Raw genomic sequence first — 25,745 nt, 5'->3', positions numbered from 1 at the left:
CGATGACAGGATGGGATCATGCGACGTGCGGTCGTGTTCCTCCTCCTGCTGACGGGCTGTGCGGCGGCACCGTCACGACTCACCGTCGGGTCGCCGTCGCCGCCTGGTTGGACCGGCACCTGGGCGGCCGCCGTTCAGGGCGGTGGCCGCCCCTTCGACGACCAGACGCTGCGGCAGGTCGTGCACACCAGCATCGGCGGATACGCGGCTCGGCTGCACCTGACCAACGAGTTCGGCGACCGGCCGCTGACGATCGGCTCGGCCACGATCGGCGCCGCACTGAGGGTGACGTTCGGCGGGCGACCATCGGTGACGATCCCGGCCGGTGGCACAGCGGTCAGTGACGAGGCGGCGTTCGTGGTGCCGGCCGACGCGGATGTGACGGTCAGCCTCTATCTGCCGGCCGCGACCGGGCCCGGCACAAGGCACGCGGTCGCGTCCCGGCACAACCTGGTCGCCGCCGGGGATCAGGTGTTCGCCACCGAACTGACCGGCGCACGAACCGAGAAGAGCTGGTATTTCCTGTCCGGGCTGGACGTGCGCGGCGGCGACGGCGCGATCGTCGCGTTCGGGGCGTCGATCACCGACGGGCTGGGTTCCCCGTTCGGCGGTGACCGCCGGTGGCCCGACCTGCTGTCCGACCGGCTGCGCGCGTCCGGCCGGGAGATCGGCGTGCTCAACACCGGCCTCAGCGGCAACCGGCTGACCGCCGACGACCACGGCGAACGGGCACCGGCCCGGTTCGACCGCGATGTGCTGCGCCGGGCCGGCGTGCGATGGGTGATCATCTCCGACGATGCGATAAACGATCTCGGCGCGGCCGACCCGCCCATGGTGGACCGCATCACCGGCTCCCTCCGGGAGCTGACGACCAGAGCGAGAGCAGCAGGGGTACGGGCGATCTGCTCGACCCTCACCCCGTTCCAGGGCGCCGGTTACTGGACGGACCGGGCGGAGAGCGGGCGGGTCGCAGTCAACGCGTTCCTGCGTTCGGCCGACAGCGGCTGCGACGCGGTGCTCGACCAGGACCTGGCCACCCGTGATCCGGACCGTCCGGCCCGGCTGCTGCGCCGCTACGACTCAGGTGACCACCTGCATCCGTCCGCCGCGGGGCTGGCCGCGATCGCCGACGCCGTGGACCTGGACTGGTTCACCGACTGAGCCGTCCAGCTGGTCGGTCATATCTCCGGCCGGTACCCCTTTCGGCCTGTACCTACCTCGGCCTGTGCCCCTTCGACCCGTACCCCCTCGGCCCGTACCCCCCCTCGGCCTGTGCCCCCTTCGGCCTGTACCCCCTTCGGCCTGTACCCCCTTCGGCCTGTACCCCCTTCGGCCCGTACCCCCCTCGGCCTGTACCCCCTTCGGCCCGTACCCCCCTCGGCCTCTACCCCCCTCGGCCTCTACCCCCTCCGGCCCGTACGCCCCTCGGCCTGTACCCCCTCCGGGGGCGTCGCGGGGGTTTCTGGCGGCGACCGGCCGCAAACCGGCTGGAACGCGCCCGGGTTCCGGGCTCAGGGAGCGGCCGGCGGCGTCGGCAGGGGGCGCGACACCACCTTTCGGGCGTCGCCCTCGACCAGGCCGAACATTCGCAGCAGACCGACCGCCAGCCGGTCGGCGGCGTCGTCGATCGTCTGGTCGTCGGCGTGCAGGCTGTGGTGCAGCACGCCCAGCACCGCACCGTTCACACAGGCGAGCGCCACCTCGGCGTCGTCGAAGCAGAGCCGCCCCACGTCGTGGGCGTGCCGCAGCGCGTCGATCCGGTAGGCCGCCGGATAGCCCGTGCCGACCCGGTCGATGAGCCGGGCCAGGTCGGCGTAGGTGCGCGGAAACCGGGCGGTCACCCGCACCGCCACGGCCAGCGCCTCGGCCGGATCCGTCAGGCCCGCCGTCGCGACGTCGAGCAGCGCTCGATGCTCGGCCGCGGCCGTCGCCACCGCCAGGTCGAAGAGCTCCTGCTTGGACGGAAAGTGGTTGTAGAAGCTGCCGAACCCGACGTCGGCCGCCTCGGTGATCTCCTGAATGCTGACCCCGGCCGGATCCCGGCTGGTCAGGATCGTGCGGGCGGCGTCGACGAGCGCGGCGCGGGTCTGTGCCTTACGCCGTTCCAGCCGCCCACCGTTCATGCAGCCAGTTTAAGCCCGCTCGAAACTGATGGATTCATCAGTTATGATTCGGTACTCATATCTGGAGGGGCATCATGGCGGTCTTCCGCAACGTGGGTCAGGCGCTGCTCGGCGCGGTCCTGACGTTCGCCGGCATCACCCATCTGACCGTGGCCCGCAGTGAGTTCCAGGCGCAGGTGCCGGGTTGGTTCCCGCTTCCCGCCGACTTCGTGGTGCTGGCGTCCGGCGTGGTCGAGATCAGCCTAGGCCTGGCCTTGCTGACGGTGTGGCGACAGCCGGCGCGGGGCCTCCTGGGCGCGATAGTGGCCCTGTTCTTCATCGTGATCTTCCCAGGCAACGTGGCCCAGTGGCTGGAGCACAAAGACGGCTTCGGCCTGGACACCGACACGAAGCGTTTCGTGCGGCTGTTCTTCCAGCCGCTACTGGTGCTGTGGGCACTGGCCGCCACAAGCGCGATCAGCACCATCCGAGGCCGCCTGACCAGCCGGACTCAAGCCACCCGCTGACGCTTCCCCTGCCGCACACAACCCACCCGGTCCGGCTCGCGGCTTTCAGTGGCCGCTTTCCGCCTCGCGAGCCGGCATCGCGTTCACCTCACCCGCTTCACCCACCTCCGCCGGCGAAGCCTCGGCACGCTCGCTGCCAGCAAGCTCGCTGAATGGGACACCGGCCGCCGGTTTCGCGCTCTGATCTCCGCCGCCCGGCACCCCCGCGTTTCCGGAGGTCGGCCACCGCCCTCAGTTCCGGCCGCGCTGGCGACGGTCCAGCGCCCTCGGTTCCGGCCGCGCTGGCGGCGGTCCAGCGTCCTCGGTTCTCGGGACGCCGGCGGTGGCTTAGCGGCTGAGGTCGTGACGCCGGTGGACGATCTTCTCGACGACCCCGCTGGGGAGGAGGCGACGCAGCGCGAAGACGGCCGGAGCGTTGCTGCCGACCGCGTAGCGGGCCTTCGGCCGGTCCGCTTCGATTGCGGCGACGATCGTCTGGGCGACGCGTTCCGCGGTGATCCCGGCACGCTCGTTGCGGTCGAGAGCGGCCAGCATCCGGGCGAAGTCCTCCCGATACGGCGAACCCTCACCGATGTATTTGGTACGGCGCTCACTGATCCCGGTGGCGATCGACCCCGGCTCCACCGTCGTCATCCACACCCCGAACGGCGTCAGCTCCTGCCGGGCCCCATTGCTGAAACCCTTGATCGCCGCTTTCGAGGCCACATACGACGATCGATAGGCCAGCGGGAACGACGCCAGCATCGACCCGACCATGACCACTCGCCCGTAGCGGCGCTCCCGCATCCCCGGCAGCACCAGCTGCGCCACCCGAACCGGCCCGAGCACGTTGACCTGGAAGATCCGCCGCAGAGCATCCATCGGAAGCTCCTCGATCGGCCCCGACTGACTCTCCCCCGCGTTGTTGACCAGCACGTCGACTTCGGCCAACGGCCCCGCAAGACTGTCGATCGAAGCGTCATCCTCAAGATCGAGCGCCAGATAGTCGACACCGTCGGCCCGCTGCTCAGGCTTCAGCCGGTCCGGATCCCGACTGGTCCCGAACACCCGAAAACCCCGGCTGACCAGAGCCTTCGCCGTAGCCAGACCAATCCCGGACGAGGCCCCGGTAACCAACGCGGTGCGTTCCATCGGAAAACCTTAAGACCATCGAGGTACGCCCCGTAAGCCCACCACCCATCCCGCAGCCGTCGCGCCGGCCAGGAACGAGATCGAGGCGCGGGTCCAAGGCTGCATTGTCGTGCCCGCAGAGGCCCCGGCGAGCCTGGCGAATCTTGCACACCTCGTCACATCGACAGGGATCTCACACGATCCTCACATGTGAGCGTGGTTTCTCATGCAAGGCCCACTACCCGGTGGAGACTCTGCAACCTTCTTCCCGTTGGGATGTGGACGGAGCCGCAAGATCGACGCGAGGGTGCGCTTTGTCCAAGATCCACGTGCGCCGAACGGTGGCTGCCGTCCGACGGGAAAACAGGCGGCGGGCACCGGCGCCGCACAACAGGCAACAGACGGCGCGCACCGACGCCGCGCAACAGGCAACAGACGGCAGGCAACGGGCAACGGCGGCCACCATACGCCAGGCGACGCCCAATGGACCGGCAGACGACGGACGACAGGCGACGGGCAACGGACCGGCAGACGACAGGCAACGGACAACGGACCGGCAGACGACAGGCGACGGGCGACGGACCGGCGGGCGACGGACGACGGACGGTGAACCGGCGGGCGACGAGCGGGCGGTGGCGGGGGCTTGCGAGGGTCCTACCGGAACGGAGTCGGGGTGGGACGGGGATCATGTGGGTGGTGAACGGTGTGGTTGCCGAGGTGCGGGGTGACGGCGGCCTAGGGTTGGGGGCGTTATGACTGTGCAGGATTCCGAAGCCGAGACCCGTCCCTGCGGCCACTGTGGTCGCCCGGTTCCGCAGCGTTCGTCTGCCGGCCGGCCGTTCCGCTACTGCCGGGACAACGACGGGGAATGTCAGCGTGCCTCGCGCAACGTGCGGATGCGGCACCGTCAGTCGCCGGGACTGGCGGGGCAGGTCGCCCGTACGTGGGAGGTCGTTGATCGTCTTGATCAGCTTGTCGGGTCGCTGACCGAGGCGCTGCATTCGGAGATGTCTCCGGCCGGTGTGGAGCGGCAGGTCGCCGAGGTTCGGGCGGAGACGTCCGGGCAGGTTGCGGCCGCGCATGCGGAGCGTGACGATGCCCGTCGTGACGCCGAGCACGCGACGACCGCGGCCGCTGCGGCGCAGCAGGTCGCGGGTGCCGCCACCGCCGAGCGTGACGAGGCCCGCCAGCAGGCCGAGGATGCGAAGCGGGCGGCCGAGGAGGCAGGCAAACGCGCCCAGGAGGCGGCTGCGGCCCGTGATGAGGCGGTCCGTGCTGCCACCGCAGCGGCTGCCCTGCGTGAGCGTGCCGAGGCGGAACGCGACGCGGCCGCCGAGGATCTGGAGGCGGCGCGCCGCGAGCTTCAGGACATGCGCGGCGCCCGCGACAGCGCCGAGCGTGACCTCAAGACCGCGATTCAAGATGCCAAAGATTTCCGCGGTACGGCCGAAGCAGCGCAACGCCGCACGCAGGAGGAACTGACGGCCGCTCGGGAGCAGGCGGAACGGCTGGCGGCCGACGCCGTCCGGGAGGGCCAGCGCGCCACCACCGCCGAACGTGAGCGTGACGAGGCCGCCGACCGGGCGCACCGGGCCGAGGCGGAGGCGTCCGCCGCGCGGGAGTCCCTGTCCGCGGCACTCGCTGAACGGGACGCTCTACGGCGTACCACTGAGGATCTTGAAAGGGCCGCCGACCGTGCCGCGCGGGACCAGGCCGATCTCGAACGCCGCCTCGCGTTCGCCCGCACCGACGCCGACGCCGCGCAGAACCGGGTTGCCCAATTGACGTCGCAGGTCAGCGACCTGGCGGCGGCTCTGGCCGCGCTCGGAGCCGCGCGACCGGCCGCGCCGGTGCCGGCTCCGGCCCAGCCGACGGCCTCCGACAACAGCTGAGCAGGAGAGCCGGCGGGTGTACGCGCCGCTGTTCGGGGTAGAAAACCGTGCAGGGCGGAACCCGGCGGGCCGCGATGGGGAGTGGCGTTTCCTGAGTCGAGGCCTCGCGGGAGAAGAAGTGGTGAACATTCTCACGTTCGCGGGCGGGCAGAGGAGGTGGCCGGAAGGCTTCAGCACGTCCGGTGTCAGCCGATCACTACGGTGTGCGCATCCGCGGGTGACCGAAGGTGCCGTGAATTACGAGTGAATCTGATCGAGTGACCGACATCGCACCACCCGAACAAGCTCCAAAGACCCATAAAGTGGACCAAGGGCCGCTTGGGTACCGGTTCGGTTTGCGAGCTGGGGTGAGTGGCCGGTTACGCTCATAGCGTTAACACCGCCGATACAGCGGTGCGGACAGACAACTTAGGCGGCCGGCGGGGATCCCGGCGGAGGAATCCAGCGGCCGCGCCTTTCGTTACACCAACGAGAGCAGCACCACGAGCGAGGGGAAAGCCGATCATGGGCGAACGCATGCTGCGCGGCAGCCGTCTAGGCGCAGTCAGCTACGAGTCCGACCGTAACACTGAGCTGGCGCCCCGGCAGACCCGCGAGTACCTGTGCGTGAAGGGTCACCAGTTCGAGGTGCCGTTCGCCGTCGACGCCGAGGTGCCCACCACCTGGGAGTGCAAGTTCGACGGCAGCGTCGCCCGACTGGTCGACGGCAGCGAGCCGGAGCAGAAGAAGGCCAAGCCGCCGCGCACCCACTGGGACATGCTTCTGGAGCGGCGTTCGATCGCCGAACTGGAGGACATCCTCAACGAGCGGCTGCAGGAGGTTCGCACCCGCCGCGGTCGCTGAGAACCGACACGGAAAGGGCCACCCCGACTGACGGGGTGGCCCTTTCCGCATGCCCGGCCCCGGATCCGGCGCTACAGCGTTCTTGGCGGTGCCGGTGATCAGGCAGCGGCCCCGATCGGCCGGGTTGATCCAGATGGCGGGGTCGTCGGCGTCGGCCGTATCCGACGCGCACCGCAGGTCACCATGTCCACGGTGAGCGACGGATACGTGGGCTGACGCAGCGCGATACGCCCGGTCAGGGCCACGCCCTCCCGGGGTCAAACACAGCCGGCGAGCGCGGGACACGGCAGGGGTGGGGATCACGGCGGGCGCGAGCCGCGGAATGCGGGAGTCACCGCAAGCACAGGGTCACCGCAGACGCGGGGTCACCGCAGACGCGGGGTCACCGCAGACGCGGGCGGCTAGCGCGACGCGACGAGTGCGGGCCTACGAGCGCGGCGGACACGGGCACGACCAGCGCGGACGGGCGCGACAAGCGCGGACGGGCGCGGCGGGCGCGGCGGGCGCGGGCACGGGGCTAGCAAGGGCAACGAGCTGCGGAGGCGTGGTGCCAGGTCGTACCCATTACCGCATGCCACGCCTCACCCACGCACGGCGCGGCGAGATCGGGTGGTCGCCCGCGGCTCGATCCGCACAGCGGATCACCACTCGCGGTCAGTGGGTGGGGCGGTGCGCGGGGTGTGGCTCGATTTCGCACCAGAGTGAATTGCAGGCGATGGGTGGGAGTGGCGGGGGCCGGGCCGCGAAGCACCGAGGCGACACGCCCGGAAGCGCACGCTAGAACGACCCTCCCGGGACTCGCAGCACCGAAACGACCCCCACGCCACGCAGCACTAAGACGACCCTCACTCCGCGCAGCACTAAGACCACCCGCCCGGGACTCGCAGCACCGAAACGACCCCCACGCCACGCAGCACTAAGACGACCCTCACTCCGCGCAGCACTAAGACCACCCGCCCGGGACTCGCAGCACCGAAACGACCCCCACGCCGCGCAGCGCTGAGGCGATGCGTCCAGACGCGCAGCGCTGAAACGACCCGCGCCGGCCACTCAGCGCAAGCAGCTGCCCAGGAAAAGCGGCGGGCAAGCGGCCGGTGTGGGTCAGCGGACGATTTCGCCCTCGATGGCTGCGGCAGGTGGAGTGGGGCGCTGTTCGTCGACCACGACGACCGTTACCGGGTCGCTCTGGTGGACTCGGACTCGGCGTGGGCCGAACAGGTCGCCGGTGGCGGCGCCGCCCAGACGGCGGGAGGCGAGGCGCTCGACGCCGCGCCGGGCCAGGAAACGGCTCGGCGGCAACAGCAGGACGATGCCGGTGACGCCGGTGATGAAACCGGGCAGGGCCAGCAGCAACGCCCCGGCCAGGCCGATCAGCGAGTTGGTGACCTCGGCGGCCGGGGGCCGGCCGTCGCGGGTGGCCTCCTGGAAGGCGCGGAAACCGCGGATGCCCTCACGGCGCAGCAGCAGGACACCGGCGGCGCTGGAGGCGGCGAGCAGAAGCGACGCCCAGAGGAAACCGATGGCGTGCGCCACCGAGACGAAAGCCAGGAACTCAGCGAAGGCGAGCAGCGGAAACACTAGGGGCAGATAGGCCAGTCGGCTTCGGCGCATCGTCGATCCTCCGGAGGGTGCCACGCGAGCCCGCCTCACGACGGGCTCGCTCAAGCATGACACCTCGAAGCTGAGTGTTTCCTTAACGCGGTTTGCGGCCGACCAGGTTGACCAGGCTCTCCTTGCGGGCCTGCACACCCCACACGGTGACCCTCAGCAGCTGTTCCTTGAAGATGTTGCCGCTCATCTTGGAGACACCGATCTCGCGCTCGGTGAACGTGATCGGCACCTCCTTCATCCGGAAGCCCTGCCGGTACGAACGCCAGGCCATCTCGACCTGGAACGAGTAGCCGGTGGACGCGATCGTCCCGACGTCGATCTTGTCGAGGACGGCGATCCGGTACGCCCGGTAGCCGCCGGTGGCGTCCTTGAAGGGCATGCCGAGCGCCATCCGGATGTAGATGTTGCCGCCGCGGGACAGCAGCAGCCGCCGCATCGGCCAGTTGTGGACACTCCCGCCGGGGATGTAGCGGGTGCCGAGGACCACGTCGTGGTCCTTGAGCGCGTCCAGCAGCAGCGGCAGCTCCTCGGGGGCGTGGGAGCCGTCGGCGTCCATCTCGACGACCGCGTCGTAGCCCTTGTCCTTACCCCACGCGAAACCGGCCTTGTAGGCGGCGCCGAGGCCCTCCTTGCCGGCCCGGTGCAGCACGAAGATGTGGTCGTCGGCCTGCGCGAGCTCGTCGGCGATGGCGCCGGTGCCGTCCGGGGAGTTGTCGTCGGCGATCAGGATGTCGACGGCAGGAGTCGCCTTACGCACCCGTTCGGTGATCAGCCGGACATTGTCCGCCTCGTTGTACGTGGGGATGATCACGAGGACCCGTCCCACTCCCGGGTAGCCTTCGGCCTCGCTCACCGTTCCTCCGAAACTGTCACGTCGTCACTGTCGATTCTCGTCTTACGGCGGCGCAGGGGCAGCACGCCGATGAGGGCGCAGACCGTACCAAAGACGATCAGCACCTCGGGCCAGTGGCCCGAACGAGTCGCCAGCGTACGCGGTCCGTCAAGGTTCATGTCACGGACCACCACCGCACCGGTGTTGAAACCGGTCGAACCGTGGACTGAACCCTCGCCATCCACGAAACCGGACACTCCGACGGTGGACACCATCAGGGCCTCGCGGCCGTGCTCGACGGCCCGCAGCCGTACCATGGCCAGCTGTTGCAGGGCCTCGGCCTCGTTGAAGGTGGCGTTGTTGGTCTGCACGGTGAGGATCTGCGCGCCGCCGTCGACGGTGTCGCGGACGATGCCGTCGTAGGCGACCTCGAAGCAGATCACGTCACCGACGACCACCGCACCGGTGTCGATGACACCCGGGTGGTCGCCGGCGAGCATGTTGCGGACCAGCTCGACCTTGTCGGTGACCAGACGGGCGATCGAGCGCAGCGGCATGTACTCGGCGAACGGGACCGGGTGCCGTTTCTCATACTGCTGGTCCAGGTCGGGGCCGGCACCGCCGGGACGCCACAGGATGCCGACGTTGTAGATGTCACCCTCCACGTCGGTGCGCTGCAGGGTGCCGACCAGGATGGGCGCCTTGATCGCGTCGGCGGCGGACTGGATGAGCGCGGCCGCGTCGTCGTTGCGCAGCGGGTCGATGTCGCTGGAGTTCTCCGGCCAGACGACCAGGCCCGGTTGTTTCTGTCGGCCGGCGGCGACGTCGGCGGCCAGCGCGATGGTGGCGTTGACGTGGTTGTCGAGGACCGCCCGCCGCTGGGCGTTGAAGTCGAGGCCGAGGCGGGGCACGTTGCCCTGCACGATGGCCACCGTGGTGGTCGGTCCGCCGATGCCGGCCAGGGGCAGCACGGCCGGGCCGACGAGCAGGACGGCGGTCAGCGCGGCGAACCCGGCGGCGGCCAGGACGCCGGTGCGCCGCCAGGCCAGGGCGAGCAGGGCACCACCGGCGATCGCGACCACGAAGGTGACCAGGGGCGCGCCGCCGTACGCGGCCAGGCGCAGCGTGGGGGCGTCACCCTGGGAGAACGCGAGCCGTCCCCACGGGAAGCCACCGAAGGGGGTGCGGTCGCGCAGGAACTCCTGCCCGGCCCAGATCAGGCCGGTGAGCAGTGGCCACAGTGCCCGCCAACGGTCGGCCAGCGGCGACGTCCAGGCCCCGGCCAGGCCGGCCAGGCCGATGTAGGCGGCCTGCGCGACGCTGAGGATGATCCAGGGCAGCCAACCGGCGCCGATGGTGGTCCACTCCAGCAGGGGGACGAACAGCACCAGCCCGGTCAGGTAACCGAGTCCGAACCCGGCCCGCAGGCGCCTGCGGTGTACGGCCGCGGCGAGCAGCGCCACTCCGACGGGGGCGAGCCACCACAGGTCGTACGGAGGCAGGGCCAGCAGCAGGGCGACGCCGGAGGCGACGGCCAGCGCCACGGCCACCGGCAACCGCAGCGGGCGCGGCGGCACGTCGGCCGCGGGGCCCGGCTCGGTGAGCGCCGGAGGGGGCAGTGTCATTTCCACGCTCGGCAGGCTACCCGGGATATGCAGGGGCGACGGAGGGGCGCGGTCACGATACGACCACGCCCCTCGAGTGCTCCACACCTGTTTGCGGCCGGTGAAAAACCGGCTCGCGGCCGGCGGAACCCCGCTTGCGGTAGGCGGGAGCCGGTGGGCGGCGTACGAAATCCGGTGACCTCGTCATGACCTTCGGACCGACCCGCCGCGCGCCGGCTGCCCGCGTCGTGCCGTTGTCTACTGGCCATGATCCCGGCCCTCGGAGGGCCACCCGTGCGTAGCCCGTCTCGTGCCGCCTGTGTCGCGGCGCCCCCTGGACCTGGCAGAACGCGCGACCCCTGCGGGGACTGCGGCCAGTGGACGACGAAACATGGAACAGGACCTGAAGACGGTACGTCCCTCCCCCGGCCGTCTGTCAACCGGACGCCCCGTGTCGCGGCGTGTCTCATTCATCGGCGTGTCATCCGGATTACCGGATCGAGTTACCCAGCAGTCGGGCGGCGACGTCCGGATGTTCGGCCGCGAGCAGGCCCGCAGCGGCCAATATGTACTGCTCATCGACCAGGGAACGAGCCCGTTCGGGTGGTGCCCAGCCACCGCCGACGTCGGCCAGGACGGCCTGGAGCACCTCGTCGCCGCCGCCGTGTCGCAGGACCCCGCCGGAGCCGATGACGAGACGTACGTCACGTAGGCCGGGGCGGCCGCGGGCGTGCCGCCGTAGCGCGATCACCGCGGCGGTGGCGGCGAGCTGTCGGTCGCCGTCGGGGACGGACAGTTTCTCGGCCACCGCGGCGGTGCGGGTGCCGTCGGCGCCGACGGCCACCCCGAGGTCGCCCTCGACGGTCCGGGCCCGCCACAGGGTGCCGGCCACGTCACGGCGTGGCCCGGTCTCGGCTTCGGCGTCCGGGACGAGCGCCGAGTACACGTCGGTGGTGGCGCCGCCCACGTCGACGACCAGGATGCCGTAGCCGGTGAGGTCGGCCAGTGCCTCCACGCCGGCCAGCACGGCGTCGGGGGTGGCGGCCCGCACGAGCCGGGCGAACCGCCGGCCTTTGGACAGCCGTTTGCCGCCGATGACGTGCCGCAGGAACACGTCACGGATCGCGGCGCGGGCCGGCAGTGGGTCGAGCACACCGATGCGCGGCAACACGTTCGCGGTAGCGGTGACGGGGACACCGCGTCCGGTCAGAATCGTGTGCGCCTCGTCTCGTACCTCCAGATTTCCGGCAAGAACCACCGGAATGCGGAGGCGGGCCGCGGCGAGTCGTCGGGCATTGTGGAGAAGGGTTTCGGCGTCGCCGCCGTCGGTGCCGCCGGCCAGCAGCAGGACGTCCGGGCGGGTGGCGCGCAGCCGGGTCAGGTCCGGGCCGGTCATCGGACCGGCGGCGACGTGCACGACCTGCGCGCCGGCGGAGAGGCCGACGCGGTGTCCGGCTTCGGCGGTGACCAGCTGCTCGTAGCCGATGACGGCCAGGCGTAGGCCACCGCCCGCCGACGAACAGACGTAGAGCCGGTCGCCGCCGCCCACGGCGGCGACGGCGGCGTCCAGGCCCGCCAGGACGTCCGATGACGCGGTGGTCGGCACTTCGGCGCGGCGGATCAGTTCCGCGCCGTTCAGGTCGATCTTGGCGGCTTTGGTGTACGTGGACCCGACGTCGACGCAGACGGCGGTCGTCACGGCTTCGGCGGCACCACGACCGTGCCGACCGCGGTGGTGGCCACGATCGGTTCGGTCAGCACCTGGGCCGCCGACCCGTCGGTACCACGGCAGACGACCCGCACCTCGAAACTGATCTTCCGGGAGCGGGTGCCCATCTTGGTGACCGTGCCGACGATCTCCAGGACGTCTCCGGCCCGGACCGGCGCTTTGAACTGCACGTCGTCGTAGGACGCGAACAGCCCCTCGTCACCGTCGAGCCGGATGCAGATCTCGGTGGCCACGTCGCCGAACAGGCCGAGCGAGTAGGCGCCGTCGACGAGGTTCCCGGCGTAGTGGGCGTGTGCGTAGGGCACGTAGCGGCGGTGCGTCACGGTGATCACTGCGAACCTCCGGCGAGGGCGTGGACGAGATAGGAGGCCACCTCACGCGGGGTGGTGCCGCGGCTGAAGATCCGGTCGACGCCCAGCTCCGGCGCCATCAGCTCGTCGAAGCGGGGGCCGCCGACGATCAGCAGCGGCCGTTTCCCGGCGGGCAGCGCCTCCCGGAACGCCGCCGACATGGCCCGGGTGTTCTGCAGATGGGCGTCGCGCTGGGTGACCACCTGGGACACCAACACCGCGTCGGCCTTCTTCGCGCGGGCCGTCTCCACCAGGTCGGGCACCGACACCTGGGCGCCCATGTTGGTCACCGACAGCTCGGAGTAGTACTCCAGGCCCTTCTCCCCCGCGATGCCCTTGAGGTTGAGGATGGCGTCGATGCCGACGGTGTGCGCGTCGGTGCCGATGCACGCGCCGACCACGTTGAGTCGCCGTCGCATCCGGCGCTTGATCGTCGCGTTTACCTCTTTGGCGCTGAGCAGCGGGAAGTCACGCTCGACGACCTGCACCTTGTCGGTGTCGACGAGGTGGGCGACCTTGCCGTAGACCACGAAGAACGTGAAACCGTCGCCCATCTGCTTGGCGTGCACCAGCATCGCCGGGTCCATGCCCATCTTGCCGGCCAACTGGAGGGCGGCACCCTCGGCCCGTTTGTCGTGCGGAATCGGGAGAGTGAAGGAGAGCTGCACCATGCCGTCGCCGGTGGTGTCCCCGTAAGGGCGAACGATCATGACTCCACCGCCGGGTTGTAGTAGTCCTCGTCGATCTTCGAGACCCCGTCGAGGCCTTTGCCCCGGTCGGCCGGCCGCTTCATGATGCCGAAGGTGCCGTCGGCGATGGCGTTGAGCATGCCGTCGTCGACGATTTTCTCCAGCAGGTCGATGGCCTCGCTCAGGACCTGGTCGGCCCGGCCCCGAATGAACGGGCCCGGGGTGAAGTCCTCGTGCAGGTTCCCGGCACCGTTGAGGACGTACCGGACATTCTGCAGTGCGATGTCCCGGTCGGACAGCCAGGGGGTGACGACCGCCTCGGTCATCATGCCGACCAGCAGGATGCCCTGGCCGGTCAGAGCCCCGGCGAGGTTGAAGAAGCCGTCGAGGAGGTTGCCGCGGAAGACGTCGCCGGTCATGTGCTTGGTCGGCGGCATCCACTTCAGCGGCGCGTCCGGGAACAGCTCGCGAGCGAGCAGCGCATGCGCCAGTTCCAGCCGGAACGAGTCCGGCAGGTCCGGATTTATCTCAAATGCGTGGCCCAAGCCCAGCTGCCAGTCCGCCAGCCCCGCCTCATGAGCGAAATACTCGTTCATCAGCTGCGACACTGTCACCGTGTGCGCCGCGTCCACCGCGTCGGCCGTGGTCAGGTAGTTGTCCTCGCCGGTGTTGATGATGATCCCGGCGCGGGCGTGGATCTGTCGGGAGAACCGCTGGTCGACGAAGGTGCGGATCGGGTTGATGTCGCGGAACAGGATCCCGTACATCGAGTCGTTCAGCATCATGTCCAGGCGCTGCAGCCCGGCCAGCGTGGCGATCTCCGGCATGCACAGCCCGGACGCGTAGTTGGTGAGCCGCACGTAGCGGCCCACCTCCTTCGACGTCTCGTCCAGCGCCGCCCGCATCAGCCGGAAGTTCTCCTGCGTGGCGTACGTGCCGGCGAACCCCTCCCGGGTCGCGCCCTCCGGCACGTAGTCCAGCAGCGACTGGCCGGTCGACCGGATCACCGCGATCACGTCGGCACCGGCCCGGGCCGCCGCCTGCGCCTGCGGGATGTCCTCGTAGATGTCCCCGGTCGCGACGATCAGGTAGATCCACGGCCGCTGTTTCGGATCACCGAACCGCTTGATCAGCCGGTCCCGTTCGGCCCGGCGCCGGTCGATCGTCTTCAAACCGGCGGCGGTGGCCCGTTCGGCCCGCTGCCGGGCCTTGGCGGGACGAGCGGGCATGGTGAAACGGATCGACCCGGCGGCGGCCTTCTGCGCCAGGACCGTCACGTCCTCCACACCCGCCGTCTCCATCGCGTGGAACACCGGGACGGCCACCCCGTGACCGAGCCCGACGTCCGCGCGCACCGCGTCGACCAGCCGATTCACCCACGGGATGCCGTCCGGGTCGGCGCCCGTCACCCCGGCCAGACGCAGCACCGCACGCTCCACCGACACGGTGGTGTGCGACCGCGCCAGGTCGACCACGGGCTGCCCCGCACGTACCGCGAGCGCCCTTGCCCGCGCCACCACGGCAGGATCCAGATCCAGCTTCCCGGCCAAAGAAAACGCCTCCGTTACCTCTCGAAAATCGTCGCGCCGTGCAGCACGGTCCGCAGGCAGACCGGCCGTTCCGGAGTGACACCGTCCATGTCCGGCAGCAGCGCCGGAAGACCACCGTCGACACCACCGGGGGTGTCCCAGACCGCGAGGGTCGCCGACGCGCCGGGCTTGAGCACACCCGCGCCGGACACCGCGGCCGCCCGCCAGCCGCCCGCGGTGCTCGCCGCGAACGCCGACCGCATACTCATCCGGAACCGGGGGTTACGCGGGGCGGCCGCCGCCAGCACGATCGCCCACGGGTCCAGCGCCGTCACCGGCGAATCCGAGCCGAACGCCAGCGCCACCCCGGTCGCGTGCATCGCACCGATCGGGTTGCTGGCCAGCGCCCGCTCCACGCCCAGACGCTGCGCGTACATCCGGTCCGAACCGCCCCACAGGGCGTCGAACACCGGCTGCACCGAGGCGATCACGCCGAACTCGACCATCCGGGCGATCATCGCCTTGTCGATCAGCTCGACGTGCTCGATCCGGTGATGTCCCTCGCGCAGCCGGTCCACGCCGACCTTCTTGGCCGCGATCGCGAAACCCTCCAGCACCGTCGCGATGGCGGCGTCACCGATCGCGTGGAAACCGCCCTGGAACCCGACCCGGATGCAGTCCAGCAGATGCTCGGCGGCCTGCTCGGCGGTGATGAACGCCTCGCCGCAGCCGTGGTCGCCGTCGTGGTACGGCGCACGCACCGACGCCGTCCGCGAACCGAGCGCGCCATCCGCGTACAGGTCACCGGCGGCACCGTGGGCGCCCAGCTCCCGCGCCCGCTCGGCGCCACCCAGCTCACCCCAGAACCCGAACACCTGCGGCAGCCCCCGCCCGGACAGCGCCAGCACCGACGCGAAGTCGTCCTCGCTGGACGTGCCCGGACCGGCGCACTCGTGCACCGCGGCGATGCCCATCGACGCCGCCTTCTGTAGGGCCGTCGTCTGCGCCGCGGTCCGCTGGGCCGTCGTCAGCGAGCCCAGCGCGATCGCCCGGACCGCGTGGTGCGCGGCCTCCCGCACCCAGCCCGACTCGTGGTAACCCTCCACCCCGGCCGCGGCCGGCAGCAGCGACGACGACGCCAGCGCCGAATGCACCGACGCCTGCGACAGATACACCCGGCGGCCCGCCGCGGCCCGCTCCAGCTCGGCCGCGGTCGGTGGCGTCTGGTCGGTCCAGGTCGACTCGTCCCAGCCGTGCCCGTGCACCACCCCGTCGGCCGGCCTGGTCGCCGCGAACGCCGCCACCCGGTCCAGCAGCTCACCCGGTGACCGGACGCCGGACAGGTCCAGCCCGTCGAACGCCAGACCGGTGTCGGTGGCGTGCAGATGCGCGTCCACGAACGCCGGCGTGACCAGGGCACCGCCCAGGTCGACCGTCATGTCGGCGGCGGGGGCGTCGGCGGAGTCACCCAGCCAGGCGATCGTGTCGCCCCGGGTGACCATGGCGGTGGCGCGGGGTTCCGCGGCCGAGTAGAAGTGGCCGTTGACGTAGCGGACCGAGGGAGTGTTCGTCATGCCGGTCAGTCTGCCGCGATCCGCGCCTCGAAAAGCGCCCGCACCGCGGGAACCTGACGCAGCAGATCGACCGCGAACTCGGCATGACCAGGCACATAACCGTTACCGATGAGCATCGTCACGTCCGCCGCCAGACCCTCGGCGCCGAGCGCGGCCGCCGGGAAGCTGGTCGCCATCGAGAAGAAGATGACGGTGCCGCCGTTCGCGGTGGCCAGGATCGCGCCGTGCTCGCAGCCGGGCACGTCCACGCAGACCACCGTCACGTCGGCGGGCTCCCCCACGGCTGCGGCGACGGCGACCGGATTTCGGGCGTCGGCGATCGCGACCTCATCCGCCAGTCCGGCCTCGACCAGCGCGTCCCGCTCCCTTTCATTCACCACCACGGCCTGGGTACGGGCACCCGCGCGCCGCGCCGCAGCCAGCGTGAGTGACCCGCTCTTGCCCGCGCCGCCGAGCACCACGACCTTCGCCCCGGCCGGATAGCCCCGGACCACGCGGTCGGTCAGTGCCGGCGCCCCGCACACGTCGTAGACGGCGAGCGCCAGCTCCGGCGGCAGATCGTCGGGCAGCACGCCGACGATCGAGCGCCCGAACAGGATCGCCGTGCCCTCGGCCGGCACCTGCTCACTGAGCCCGTCCCACCCGGCCAGCCCGTCGGTGATCACCAGCGGCGTCAGCGTCAGCGACACCAGCGTGGCCACCAGGTCCCCCGGCTTGACCGCCAGCGGCGACTCCGGCCCGACCTCCTCGACCACCCCGATCAGCATGCCGCCCGACCCGGTGACCGGATTGTGCATCTTGCCGCGCGTCCGCACGATGTCGAGCACCTCGGCCCGGATCGCGTCGCCGTTGTTCGCATGCTTCTCGGCCAGCTGCCGATAACTGGCGGCGTCGAGGTTGAGCCGCCGCACCCGGATCCGGGTCTCGTCCGGCCCGATCTCCGGCGACGCGGCCAGCCGCCAGGCGGCCTGCGGCAGCACGCCCGCCGGTTCCACTACCCGCCGCAACCCCACCATGCTCATGCTCCTCACGATCTCCACGCGTTAAAAACACTCTCACAGAGCAGCCTTCACCGTAAATCCTGCGTATACATGGTTACTAGGCCGGATAATCTCCGGTACCTTGATCCGAATCCAACGAGGGAGGATCTTCCGGTGGCGGACGACCTGGCAGGCCAGCCGTACGAATACCAGCGGCGCGAGCTGATCGAGCCGGACTGGACCCGGTTCCCCGGCTGGCGCGACGTGACGGCCCAGCAGTGGCAGTCCTCGCAATGGCAGCGGGTCAACTGCGTCAAGAACATCAAGCAGCTGCGTACGGTCCTCGGCGACCTGGTCGACGAGAGCTTCTACGCCGACCTCGAAGCCGACCAGCAGCAACTGGCCACGATGTCGATGCTGATCCCGCCCCAGATGATCAACACGATGGTCCCGGACCGGGTGCCGGACACCGCGTCGTTCTACGCCGACCCGGTCCGCAACTACATGATCCCGGTCGCCAGTGACCGCCGGCAGGACTGGCCGTCACACCCGCACGCCGCCCGCGACTCCCTGCACGAGCACGACATGTGGGTCGCCGAGGGCCTCACCCACCGCTACCCGACCAAGGTGCTGGCCGAGCTGCTCTCCACCTGCCCGCAGTACTGCGGGCACTGCACCCGGATGGACCTGGTCGGCAACAGCACGCCGACGGTCGCCAAGCTCAAACTCCTGCAGAAGCCGGTCGACAGGTACGAGGCACACCTCGCGTATCTCAAGGCCCAACCCGGGGTACGCGACGTGGTCGTCTCCGGCGGGGACGTCGCCAACGTGCCGTGGAAGCAGCTCGAGGCGTACCTCATGGGATTGTTGTCGGTCCCGACCGTCCGGGACATCCGGCTCGCCACCAAGGCCCTGATGGGTCTGCCCCAGCACTGGCTGCAGGACGACGTGGTCGAGGGCATGCACCGGGTCGCCGTCACCGCCGAGCGCCGCGGCGTGAACCTGGCCGTGCACACCCACGTCAACCACGTGAACTCGCTGACGCCGCTGGTCGCGAAGGCCGTCCGCACGCTCCTCGAGGTGGGCGTGCGCGACGTGCGCAACCAGGGCGTGCTGATGCGCGGGGTCAACGCCACCACCGGTGACCTGCTCGACCTCTGCTTCGCGCTACAGGGTGAGGCCGGGATCCTGCCGTACTACTTCTACATGTGCGACATGATCCCCAACGCCGAACACTGGCGGGTGCCGGTCTGGCACGCCCAGCAGCTGCAGCACGACCTGATGGGCTACCTGCCCGGTTACGCCACCCCGCGGATCGTCTGCGACGTGCCGTTCGTCGGCAAGCGGTGGGTGCACATGGTCGCCGAATACGACCGGGAGCACGGCATCTCCTACTGGACCAAGAACTACCGCACGTCCATCGAGGCCGGCGACAGCGAAGCCCTCTCCAAGCTGTACGCCTACTACGACCCGATCGACACGCTCCCGGAGCCCGGCCAGGCGTGGTGGCGCAAGCAGCAGCAGATCGCGGAATGAACTGAGGGGAGGCGCTCAGCGCCTCCCCTCAGTACTGCGGTGCCCTCTACTGGAAGGTCTCGCGGACGTCGCGGCCGGCGTCCTTGACGTGCTCGCCGGCCTGCTTGGCGTGGGCGGCGGTCTCCTGCGCCTTGCCCTCGGCGACGAGACGCTCGTTGTCGGTAGCGTCACCGATGCCCTGCTTCGCCTTGCCGACCAGTTCCTCGGCCTTGTTCTTGACCTTGTCGGTGATGCTCACGTGTCCGCCCTCCGTAGGTCTCGGTACCTCACTTGCTGGTGGCTGTCTACTGCCCGAAAGACAATGCTTTGAAACGCTTTGTGCGGTGCACCACTCCGGCTGAGTCTTCCTGGGAAAACGCCGGTTAGGATCTCCGTCGTGAATTCCCCGTCCGGCGGCACTCACACCCCCTACCTCGACGAAGCCCTCGACTGGCTCCTGCCCGACGGCGCGCTCCGGATCCTCGACCTCGGCGCCGGCACCGGGCGGCTCACCCGCCGGCTGCACGACCGCGGCCTCGACGTGGTCGCCGTGGACCCGTCCGCCGCGATGCTCACCGAGTTGCGGCGCGGACTCCCCGACGTACCCGCCCATCAGGGTGCCGCCGAGGAGATCCCGCTGCCCGACCGGCACGTCGACGTCGTCCTGATGACCGGGGGCCGGCAGTGGGACGACGCCGGGCGGGCACTCAAGGAGATCGCCCGGGTGCTCACCCCCGGCGGCCGGCTCGGCCTGATCCACACGGCCCGCGACGAACGCACCGACTGGGTCGCCCGCCTCGGCGAGATCATCGGCTCCGGGCCGGGCCCGGAGAGCGCCACCGGCCCGCTGTTCGGACCGGCCGAGCGGGCGTCGTTCCGATGGGAGCAGCAGCTCACCAGCGGCGAACTGATCACGCTCGTCGGTTCGCGCAGCCACATGATCCTCCTGCCGGCCGACGAACGCGCCGCCGTCCTCGCCCAGGTCCGCCAGCTCATCGCCACCCATCCGGCGCTACTCGGCCGCGACGGCCACACCCTGCCCTACGTGACCGTCTGCACCCGTACCACCCTCCGCTAGCCGGTCGCCGCCTCGCGGTGGGCCAGGACCTCGTCCATGTGCGACTCGGCCCACGTCTTCAGGCCGCGCATCATCTCGTGCAGGGACAGGCCCAGGGTGGTCAGCTCGTAGTGGACGGTGATCGGGACGGTCGGGGTCACGGTCCGGGTGATCAGGCCGTCGCGTTCCAACGTGCGCAGCGTCTGGGTCAGCATCTTCTGGCTCACGCCGGCCAGCAGGCGGGACAGCTCCGAATAGCGCATCGGCCCCGGGTCGCCCGCGCACTCGGGGCCACTGCCCAGCGCGGACAGAATCATCACCACCCACTTGTCGGAGATCGTGTCGAGCAGCCGGCGGCTCGGACACGCCGCGATGAACGCGTTGTACTCCGCTTTCGCCTCGGCCCGCTTCTGCGCCGCCGTCGTCGTCGCCATCAGGTCACCTCCGAGTACGTGACGCACCCACAAGTGCGTACTTCCCCTGAGGAAGCTACTCCCCGATGGTTACTCACATGGTTTCCACTTCACTTCCCGGCGGCACCTGGACGCTGGGCGATCTCACCGTCACCCGATTCGGCTACGGGGCGATGCAACTCGCCGGGCCCTGGGTGATGGGGCCGCCCGCCGATCATCACGGGGCGCTCGCCGTACTCCGGGAGGCCGTCGAACTCGGCATCACCCACATCGACACCGCGGACGCGTACGGGCCGCACGTCACCAACCGGCTGATCCGGGAGGCGCTTCACCCGTACCCCCGAGATCTGCATGTGGTGACCAAGGTCGGCGCGGATCGTGACGCACAGGGCGGCTGGCCGCCCGCCCGGGATCCGGCCGCCCTGCGCCGCGCCGTCCACGACAACCTCCGCAATCTCGGCCTCGACGTGCTCGACCTGGTCAACCTGCGGCTCGGTGACGCCGAGGGGCGTCGGCCGGAATCGGTCGCGGAAGCGTTCGGAACGCTCGCCGACCTGCGGCGCGACGGGCTGATCCGGCATCTCGGCGTCAGCAACGCCACCGCCGAACAGGTCGCCGAGGCACGAGCCGTCGCGCCCGTCGTGTGCGTGCAGAACATGTACAACCTCGCCCACCGCGACGACGACGAGCTGATCGACACTCTCGCCGCCGACGGGATCGCCTACGTGCCGTTCTTTCCGCTCGGCGGGTTCAGCCCGTTGCAGTCGTCGACGCTGTCCTCGGTCGCCACCCGGCTCGGCGCCACACCGATGGCGGTCGCACTGGCCTGGCTGCTGCAGCGTTCCCCGAACATCCTGCTCATCCCGGGCACCTCGTCGGTCACCCACCTGCGCGAGAACATCGCCGGCGCAGGCCTCGTCCTCACCCCGGGCGATCTCGACGAACTGTCCGTCATCCGTTGGGCTGGAACGGCCGACGAATCCGGAGTGGACCATCGTTGAGCTGCTAATTTTCCGTCCATGGGCTTCATTCAGGTCATCGAGTACGAAACCGACCGGCCGGATGAGATGTGGGCTCTCGGCGAGGAGCGGATCGCCGGCATGGGCGACATTCCACCGGGCTTCCGACTCACCATCACCCAGGATCGAGACAACCCTTCGCGGTACGTGACAGTCGTCGAATTCCCGTCCTATGAGGCGGCGATGGAGAACAGCGGCCACCCGGACACCGACGCCTTCGCGCGGAGGATGGCGGCCCTGTGCACCAAGGGCCCCACCTTCCACAACCTGGACATCCGCCGAACCGTCCCCTCCTGACCGCACCCCGAATCGCCACACACGCCCCCAACCCGCGACGACCAGCCAGGGTGGCTTTTCGGGGTTGAGTCTCGACCTCGTCGAGGGGGCAGGGTTGCTCCGGTGCGTCGACGCGGCGTGGACTGGAGGAGTGGTAGCGGTGACTGATTCGGTGATGGACGGGGTTCGGCGAGCTCAGGAGATGAATCTCGCCGGGGATCGCGGTGGAGCCCGGGCTCTGTTGGAAGGGCTCTGGGACAGCGCTGAAGACGCGCTTCATCGGTGCACCGTCGCGCACTATCTGGCGGATCTTCAGGATTCGGTGGCCGCGGAGCTTCGGTGGGATGAACTGGCTCTGGAGGCCTTTCCGGATCTCACCGACGAACGTGCCCGGGAGATCGACGACACCTGGCGAGCCCGGGCGTTTCTTCCTTCGCTGCATCTCAACCTGGCTGATGTGCACCGCCGGTCGGGAAACGTCGGCGCTGCTCGCACGCATCTGGCCGAGGCGGTGGCGGCGCTCGATGCTCTTCCCGAGGACGATTACGGGGCGATGATCCGGGACGCCGTCGAGAAGGTCCGGGTGGCCGTCGACAGCGGTTCCACGGCGCCGCTCGTTCCGGCCGGTTGAGGGATCCGGGCGGGCTCGGCAGTTCGGGCGGGCTCGGCAGTTCGGGTGGAGGGAAGGCTCGGCGTTCGGGTCGGGGCTAGGGTCTCGGGCGTGGACGTAGTCGTGGTCGGGGCGGGGATCGCCGGGCTTGCCTGTGCCCGGATGCTTGTCGACGGGGGCGCCCGGGTTCGGGTCGTCGAGCGGGGACGGGTCGTCGGTGGGCGGCTGGCCAGCAAACGGTTCGACGGGCGGTATGTGGACATCGGCGCGGCCTACCTCGTCGCTGATCATCCGGAGTTCGAGGCCCAGGTTTCGGCGTGGGCGCAGCGCGGGCTCGCCCGGCCCTGGACCGACCGGCTCCGGGTCTATCCGGGTGGGGAGGACACGGCCGGGCCGGTGCGCTGGGCGGCTTCCGGTGGGCTGCGTTCGCTCGCTGTCGATCTTGCCGACGGGATCGCCGTACAGCTGGAGAGATCGGTTGAATCGGTGCCCGAGGACGCGGACGCCGTCGTGCTCGCCATGCCGGGACCACAGGCTCTGCGGCTCGGGCCGCCGGAGGCGATCGCCGCCGCGGCGCGGGCGCAGGTCTGGCGGCCGGTGATCGCCGCCGTTCTCACCTACCCGTCCCGGGAGTGGGGTGGGCTGCGCGGCGCGTTCGTCAATGAGCATCCGCTGCTCGCCACCGTCTGTGATGACGGGGATCGGCGTGGGGACGGCGCTCCGGTGCTGGTGGCGCATTCGACGGCGGCGCTCGCGGCCCGGCATCTGGACGATCCGGAGGCGGCCGGTCCGGTGCTGGCCGGGGCGGTCGGTGAGTTGCTCGGTCTCCGTGCGCGGCCGGAGGTGCGGGTGCATCGGTGGACGTATGCGCAGCCGGAGCCGGGTGACACCGACTACGCCGTCGACGGGCGGGTCTGGTTGTGCGGGGACGCGTTCGGCCGGCCGCGGGTGCAGACCGCCTGGCTGTCCGGGCGCGCGGTGGCCCGGGCGTTACTCGGCTGACCGGCCGGCGCGGGGGTCAACGGGTCAGGGCGGCCTTCACCTTCCAGTCGGTCCGACGGGGGTGGCCGGGCAGAGCGACCCGCCCGGTGCACCAGAGCAGGACGGCCGACGGGTCGCCGGGCGGGGCGTCGGGGAACAGGCGGGACAGGACCCGGGCGGCCGGTGCCGGCGGGGGCGTCCAGTCGAGACGCAGGCCCTGGGCGACATCCCAGGTGTGCGCGAGGGTCTCGTTGACGCCCAGCGCGGCGAAGCCGGAACGGTCGGTCGGTCCCCAGTGCCAGGCCCGTGCCTCCGGTCCGGCGGCACGCAGCGCGAGCGACAGCAGCCGGGCGGCGGAGCCGACGATCTGCAGCACGGTCCGCGGCGACGTGTCCGGCCGGACCGTCAGGTCGAGTGGCAGGTAGGACCCGTCGGCGCGGGCGGTCGGCGCCTTCAGACCGGGTGGCAGGGTGTCGGTGGCGAGCTGGGTGGCGTACGCGGTCAGGTCGTGGGCCACGTGGGCGGCCGTGGTGAGGCAGTCCCAGTCGAGGTCACCGGCTCGCACCGTCCAGTCCCGATCTTGAAAGGGGATCAGCAGCCGCAGCATCTCGGTCACCGCCGCGTCGAGGTCGTCCGCGTTCATCGAATCCACGTGCCTCATCATGGACGACATGCCTAAGAAGGTGGACCAGCGGGAGCGCCGCACCCTGATCGCCGAGGCGCTGATGCGGGTCGCCGCCGAGCAGGGCCTGGAGGCGGTCAGCCTGCGGCACGTGGCGGCCGAGGCCGGGGTGTCGGCGGGGATGGTGCAGCACTGGTTCCGCACCAGGGACGAGATGATGGCGTTCGCCATGCAGGTGGTCCGGGAGCGTAATCAGGAGCGGGTCACCGCGGCGGTCGCCCGGCTGGGTGACGACCCGGAGCCCCGGGAGCTGCTGCGGACGATCATCGGGACGCTGCTGCCGCTGGAGGACGAGAGCCGGGCCGACGGGCGGGTGGCGCTGGCGTTTCTGGCGTACACGGCGGTGCGGCCCACGGCGTCGGCCGTGCTGCGGGAGGAGACGGCGCAGATGTCCGGCTTCTTCGGGAGCCTGTTGCCCGTACCGGATGGGGCTCTGGGTCTGCTCGCCCTCATGGAGGGCCTCGGGGTTTATCTCCTCGGCGGGCAGGTCACGGCGGCGGAGGCGCGGGCGGTGCTCGATGCGCAGCTGGACCTGCTGTTCACGCGGCCACAGTCCGGGAAACCGGGGATGTGACAGGCTGCCGGGGTCGTCGAGGTGGGAGAGTGTTCCGGTGAAGCAGGCGCAGAGGCTCAAGGCGGTCCGGTACGACATTCGCGGGCCGGTGCTGCGCCGCGCACAGCAGATGGAGGACGCCGGGCACCAGATCATCAAGCTGAACATCGGCAATCCGGCGCCGTGGGGTCTGGCCACGCCCGAGCCGATCATGGCCGATGTGGTGCACAACCTGGGGTCGGCGACCGGCTACAGCGATGCTCGCGGGATCTACTCGGCGCGGGTCGCGGTCGCCCACAAGTACCAGATCCAGGGCGCGACCGACGTCCAGCCGGAGGACGTGATGCTCGGCAACGGCGTCTCCGAGCTGATCGTGATGTGTCTGCAGGCGCTGCTCGACACCGGTGACGAGGTGCTGGTGCCGAGTCCCGACTACCCGTTGTGGACGGGCGCGGTGTCGCTGTGCGGTGGCCGGGCGGTGCACTACCGCTGTGACGAGAGCAACGGTTGGCAGCCCGATCTGGAGCATCTGGCGTCCCGGATCACCCCGGACACCCGGGCCATGGTGATCATCAACCCGAACAACCCGACCGGCGCCGTCTACTCGCGGGAGGTGTTGGAGGGGATGCTCGACATCGCCCGGCGGCACGGGCTGCTGGTGTTCGCCGACGAGATCTACGACCAGATCATCTACGACCGGGCGGTGCACCACACGGCGGCGGCGCTCGCCCCGGACGTGCCGATGATCAGCATGGGCGGCCTGTCGAAGACGCACCGGGCGGCCGGGTTCCGGTCCGGGTGGCTGGCGGTCACCGGTTTCGGCCCGCAGGACACCGACTATCTGGAGGGGCTGCAGCTGCTGGCGAACATGCGGCTCTGCCCGAACGTGCCCGCGCAGCACGCCATCCAGACCGCGCTCGGCGGCTACCAGAGCATCAACGCCCTGGTCACCCCGGGCGGCCGGCTGTACGAGCAGCGCGAGCACGCGTGGCGGGCACTGACCGCGATCCCCGGCGTGGAGTGTTTCAAACCGGAGGGGGCGCTCTACCTCTTCGCCCGCCTCGACCCGGAAATCCACAAGATCCACGACGACGAGCGGCTGATCATCGACCTGCTGGAGTCGAAGCAGCTGCTGTTGTCGCACGGCACCGGGTTCAACATCGACACCCCGGACCATCTGCGGGTCGTCTTCCTGGCCCCGGTCGACGTGCTCGACGACGCGATCGGCCGGCTCCGTGGATTCCTCGCCAGTTACCGGCAGTGACGG

The 25,745-nt window shown here is 70.3% G+C and carries 26 protein-coding genes; 12 read left to right on the top strand and 14 right to left on the bottom strand.

Features of this window, described 5'->3' with window-relative positions:
* The first annotated feature begins 18 nt into the window (after positions 1-18).
* Complete coding sequence (locus tag Q0Z83_RS05125; protein WP_317792619.1) at positions 19-1,161, top strand: GDSL-type esterase/lipase family protein; 1,143 nt, start codon at positions 19-21, stop codon at positions 1,159-1,161.
* Between the two features lie 350 nt (positions 1,162-1,511).
* Here Q0Z83_RS05125 and Q0Z83_RS05120 read toward each other — a convergent pair whose 3' ends face one another.
* Positions 1,512-2,123: a TetR/AcrR family transcriptional regulator gene (locus Q0Z83_RS05120; RefSeq protein WP_317792618.1), complete on the bottom strand. Its 612-nt coding sequence runs from the start codon at positions 2,121-2,123 to the stop codon at positions 1,512-1,514.
* 74 nt (positions 2,124-2,197) lie between these two features.
* Here Q0Z83_RS05120 and Q0Z83_RS05115 point away from each other — a divergent pair, with 74 nt between their 5' ends.
* Entirely contained in the window at positions 2,198-2,629 is a 432-nt protein-coding gene (locus tag Q0Z83_RS05115) for a DoxX family protein (protein WP_317792617.1), read from the top strand.
* Positions 2,630-2,956: 327 nt separating this feature from the next.
* Here Q0Z83_RS05115 and Q0Z83_RS05110 read toward each other — a convergent pair whose 3' ends face one another.
* Entirely contained in the window at positions 2,957-3,760 is an 804-nt protein-coding gene (locus Q0Z83_RS05110; protein WP_317792616.1) for an SDR family oxidoreductase, read from the bottom strand.
* 875 nt (positions 3,761-4,635) lie between these two features.
* On the opposite strand from Q0Z83_RS05110, the gene Q0Z83_RS05105 reads away from it, so the two are divergent.
* Entirely contained in the window at positions 4,636-5,631 is a 996-nt protein-coding gene (locus Q0Z83_RS05105; protein WP_449701856.1) for a serine/threonine protein kinase, read from the top strand.
* A 504-nt stretch (positions 5,632-6,135) separates the two neighbouring features.
* Positions 6,136-6,474, top strand: a complete 339-nt coding sequence (locus Q0Z83_RS05100) for an RNA polymerase-binding protein RbpA (protein ID WP_014689763.1) — start codon at positions 6,136-6,138, stop codon at positions 6,472-6,474.
* A 1,101-nt stretch (positions 6,475-7,575) separates the two neighbouring features.
* On the opposite strand, the gene Q0Z83_RS05095 is transcribed toward Q0Z83_RS05100, so the two are convergent.
* The 9 genes from Q0Z83_RS05095 to kdd all read right to left on the bottom strand — a co-directional run bounded on the left by Q0Z83_RS05095 (position 7,576) and on the right by kdd (position 17,414).
* Positions 7,576-8,085 (bottom strand): FxsA family protein, encoded by a 510-nt coding sequence (locus Q0Z83_RS05095; protein WP_317792614.1) that lies wholly within the window; start codon positions 8,083-8,085, stop codon positions 7,576-7,578.
* Between the two features lie 82 nt (positions 8,086-8,167).
* Positions 8,168-8,938, bottom strand: coding sequence for a polyprenol monophosphomannose synthase (locus tag Q0Z83_RS05090; RefSeq protein ID WP_317792613.1), 771 nt, complete (start codon positions 8,936-8,938; stop codon positions 8,168-8,170).
* Positions 8,935-10,542 (bottom strand): apolipoprotein N-acyltransferase, encoded by a 1,608-nt coding sequence (gene lnt, locus Q0Z83_RS05085; RefSeq protein WP_317797034.1) that lies wholly within the window; start codon positions 10,540-10,542, stop codon positions 8,935-8,937. Before lnt ends, Q0Z83_RS05090 begins: the two co-directional genes overlap by 4 nt.
* A 469-nt stretch (positions 10,543-11,011) precedes the next feature.
* On the bottom strand, positions 11,012-12,220 hold the full coding sequence (locus Q0Z83_RS05080; RefSeq protein WP_317792612.1) for a glutamate mutase L: 1,209 nt from the start codon (positions 12,218-12,220) through the stop codon (positions 11,012-11,014).
* A complete protein-coding gene (gene kal / locus Q0Z83_RS05075) occupies positions 12,217-12,582 on the bottom strand; it encodes a 3-aminobutyryl-CoA ammonia lyase (protein WP_317792611.1) in 366 nt (121 codons plus the stop codon). Before kal ends, Q0Z83_RS05080 begins: the two co-directional genes overlap by 4 nt.
* Entirely contained in the window at positions 12,579-13,310 is a 732-nt protein-coding gene (gene kamE, locus Q0Z83_RS05070) for a lysine 5,6-aminomutase subunit beta (protein WP_317792610.1), read from the bottom strand. The genes kal and kamE overlap by 4 nt, the downstream gene beginning before the upstream one ends.
* Positions 13,307-14,839: a lysine 5,6-aminomutase subunit alpha gene (gene kamD, locus Q0Z83_RS05065; protein ID WP_317792609.1), complete on the bottom strand. Its 1,533-nt coding sequence runs from the start codon at positions 14,837-14,839 to the stop codon at positions 13,307-13,309. The genes kamE and kamD overlap by 4 nt, the downstream gene beginning before the upstream one ends.
* Positions 14,840-14,853: 14 nt before the next feature.
* On the bottom strand, positions 14,854-16,392 hold the full coding sequence (locus tag Q0Z83_RS05060) for an amidohydrolase (RefSeq protein ID WP_317792608.1): 1,539 nt from the start codon (positions 16,390-16,392) through the stop codon (positions 14,854-14,856).
* A gap of 5 nt (positions 16,393-16,397) precedes the next feature.
* Positions 16,398-17,414 (bottom strand): L-erythro-3,5-diaminohexanoate dehydrogenase, encoded by a 1,017-nt coding sequence (gene kdd / locus Q0Z83_RS05055; protein ID WP_317792607.1) that lies wholly within the window; start codon positions 17,412-17,414, stop codon positions 16,398-16,400.
* 132 nt (positions 17,415-17,546) lie between these two features.
* Between kdd and Q0Z83_RS05050 the strand changes: the two genes are divergently transcribed.
* Positions 17,547-18,908 (top strand): KamA family radical SAM protein, encoded by a 1,362-nt coding sequence (locus tag Q0Z83_RS05050; protein ID WP_317792606.1) that lies wholly within the window; start codon positions 17,547-17,549, stop codon positions 18,906-18,908.
* Between the two features lie 46 nt (positions 18,909-18,954).
* On the opposite strand, the gene Q0Z83_RS05045 is transcribed toward Q0Z83_RS05050, so the two are convergent.
* The gene (locus Q0Z83_RS05045; RefSeq protein WP_317792605.1) at positions 18,955-19,146 is read right to left on the bottom strand and encodes a CsbD family protein; all 192 of its coding nucleotides are present in this window, start codon (positions 19,144-19,146) and stop codon (positions 18,955-18,957) included.
* Between the two features lie 138 nt (positions 19,147-19,284).
* Here Q0Z83_RS05045 and Q0Z83_RS05040 point away from each other — a divergent pair, with 138 nt between their 5' ends.
* On the top strand, positions 19,285-19,965 hold the full coding sequence (locus Q0Z83_RS05040; protein ID WP_317792604.1) for a class I SAM-dependent methyltransferase: 681 nt from the start codon (positions 19,285-19,287) through the stop codon (positions 19,963-19,965).
* Here the strand turns inward: Q0Z83_RS05040 and Q0Z83_RS05035 are convergent.
* A complete protein-coding gene (locus Q0Z83_RS05035) occupies positions 19,962-20,378 on the bottom strand; it encodes a winged helix-turn-helix transcriptional regulator (RefSeq protein WP_317792603.1) in 417 nt (138 codons plus the stop codon). The genes Q0Z83_RS05040 and Q0Z83_RS05035 overlap by 4 nt on opposite strands.
* A gap of 77 nt (positions 20,379-20,455) precedes the next feature.
* Here Q0Z83_RS05035 and Q0Z83_RS05030 point away from each other — a divergent pair, with 77 nt between their 5' ends.
* The 4 genes from Q0Z83_RS05030 to Q0Z83_RS05015 all read left to right on the top strand — a co-directional run bounded on the left by Q0Z83_RS05030 (position 20,456) and on the right by Q0Z83_RS05015 (position 23,264).
* A complete protein-coding gene (locus tag Q0Z83_RS05030; protein ID WP_317792602.1) occupies positions 20,456-21,358 on the top strand; it encodes an aldo/keto reductase family oxidoreductase in 903 nt (300 codons plus the stop codon).
* A gap of 18 nt (positions 21,359-21,376) precedes the next feature.
* Positions 21,377-21,673 carry a hypothetical protein gene (locus tag Q0Z83_RS05025; protein ID WP_317792601.1) on the top strand — a complete coding sequence of 99 codons (297 nt, stop codon included), beginning with the start codon at positions 21,377-21,379 and terminating at the stop codon, positions 21,671-21,673.
* 154 nt (positions 21,674-21,827) lie between these two features.
* Positions 21,828-22,283 (top strand): hypothetical protein, encoded by a 456-nt coding sequence (locus Q0Z83_RS05020; RefSeq protein WP_317797033.1) that lies wholly within the window; start codon positions 21,828-21,830, stop codon positions 22,281-22,283.
* Between the two features lie 90 nt (positions 22,284-22,373).
* Positions 22,374-23,264: an NAD(P)/FAD-dependent oxidoreductase gene (locus Q0Z83_RS05015; RefSeq protein WP_317792600.1), complete on the top strand. Its 891-nt coding sequence runs from the start codon at positions 22,374-22,376 to the stop codon at positions 23,262-23,264.
* Between the two features lie 16 nt (positions 23,265-23,280).
* On the opposite strand, the gene Q0Z83_RS05010 is transcribed toward Q0Z83_RS05015, so the two are convergent.
* Complete coding sequence (locus tag Q0Z83_RS05010) at positions 23,281-23,886, bottom strand: maleylpyruvate isomerase N-terminal domain-containing protein (protein WP_317797032.1); 606 nt, start codon at positions 23,884-23,886, stop codon at positions 23,281-23,283.
* Positions 23,887-23,914: 28 nt separating this feature from the next.
* Here Q0Z83_RS05010 and Q0Z83_RS05005 point away from each other — a divergent pair, with 28 nt between their 5' ends.
* Together Q0Z83_RS05005 and Q0Z83_RS05000 are read left to right on the top strand one after the other, a co-directional pair.
* Positions 23,915-24,499 carry a TetR/AcrR family transcriptional regulator gene (locus Q0Z83_RS05005; protein ID WP_317792599.1) on the top strand — a complete coding sequence of 195 codons (585 nt, stop codon included), beginning with the start codon at positions 23,915-23,917 and terminating at the stop codon, positions 24,497-24,499.
* 37 nt (positions 24,500-24,536) lie between these two features.
* Positions 24,537-25,742, top strand: a complete 1,206-nt coding sequence (locus Q0Z83_RS05000) for a pyridoxal phosphate-dependent aminotransferase (protein ID WP_317792598.1) — start codon at positions 24,537-24,539, stop codon at positions 25,740-25,742.
* Positions 25,743-25,745 lie beyond the last annotated feature (3 nt).

Origin of the sequence: Actinoplanes sichuanensis (assembly GCF_033097365.1) — a bacterium.
Classification (GTDB): domain Bacteria; phylum Actinomycetota; class Actinomycetes; order Mycobacteriales; family Micromonosporaceae; genus Actinoplanes; species Actinoplanes sichuanensis.
The sequence above is the reverse complement of the archived record's forward strand: the minus strand, read 5'-3'. Positions and strand labels throughout refer to the sequence as shown.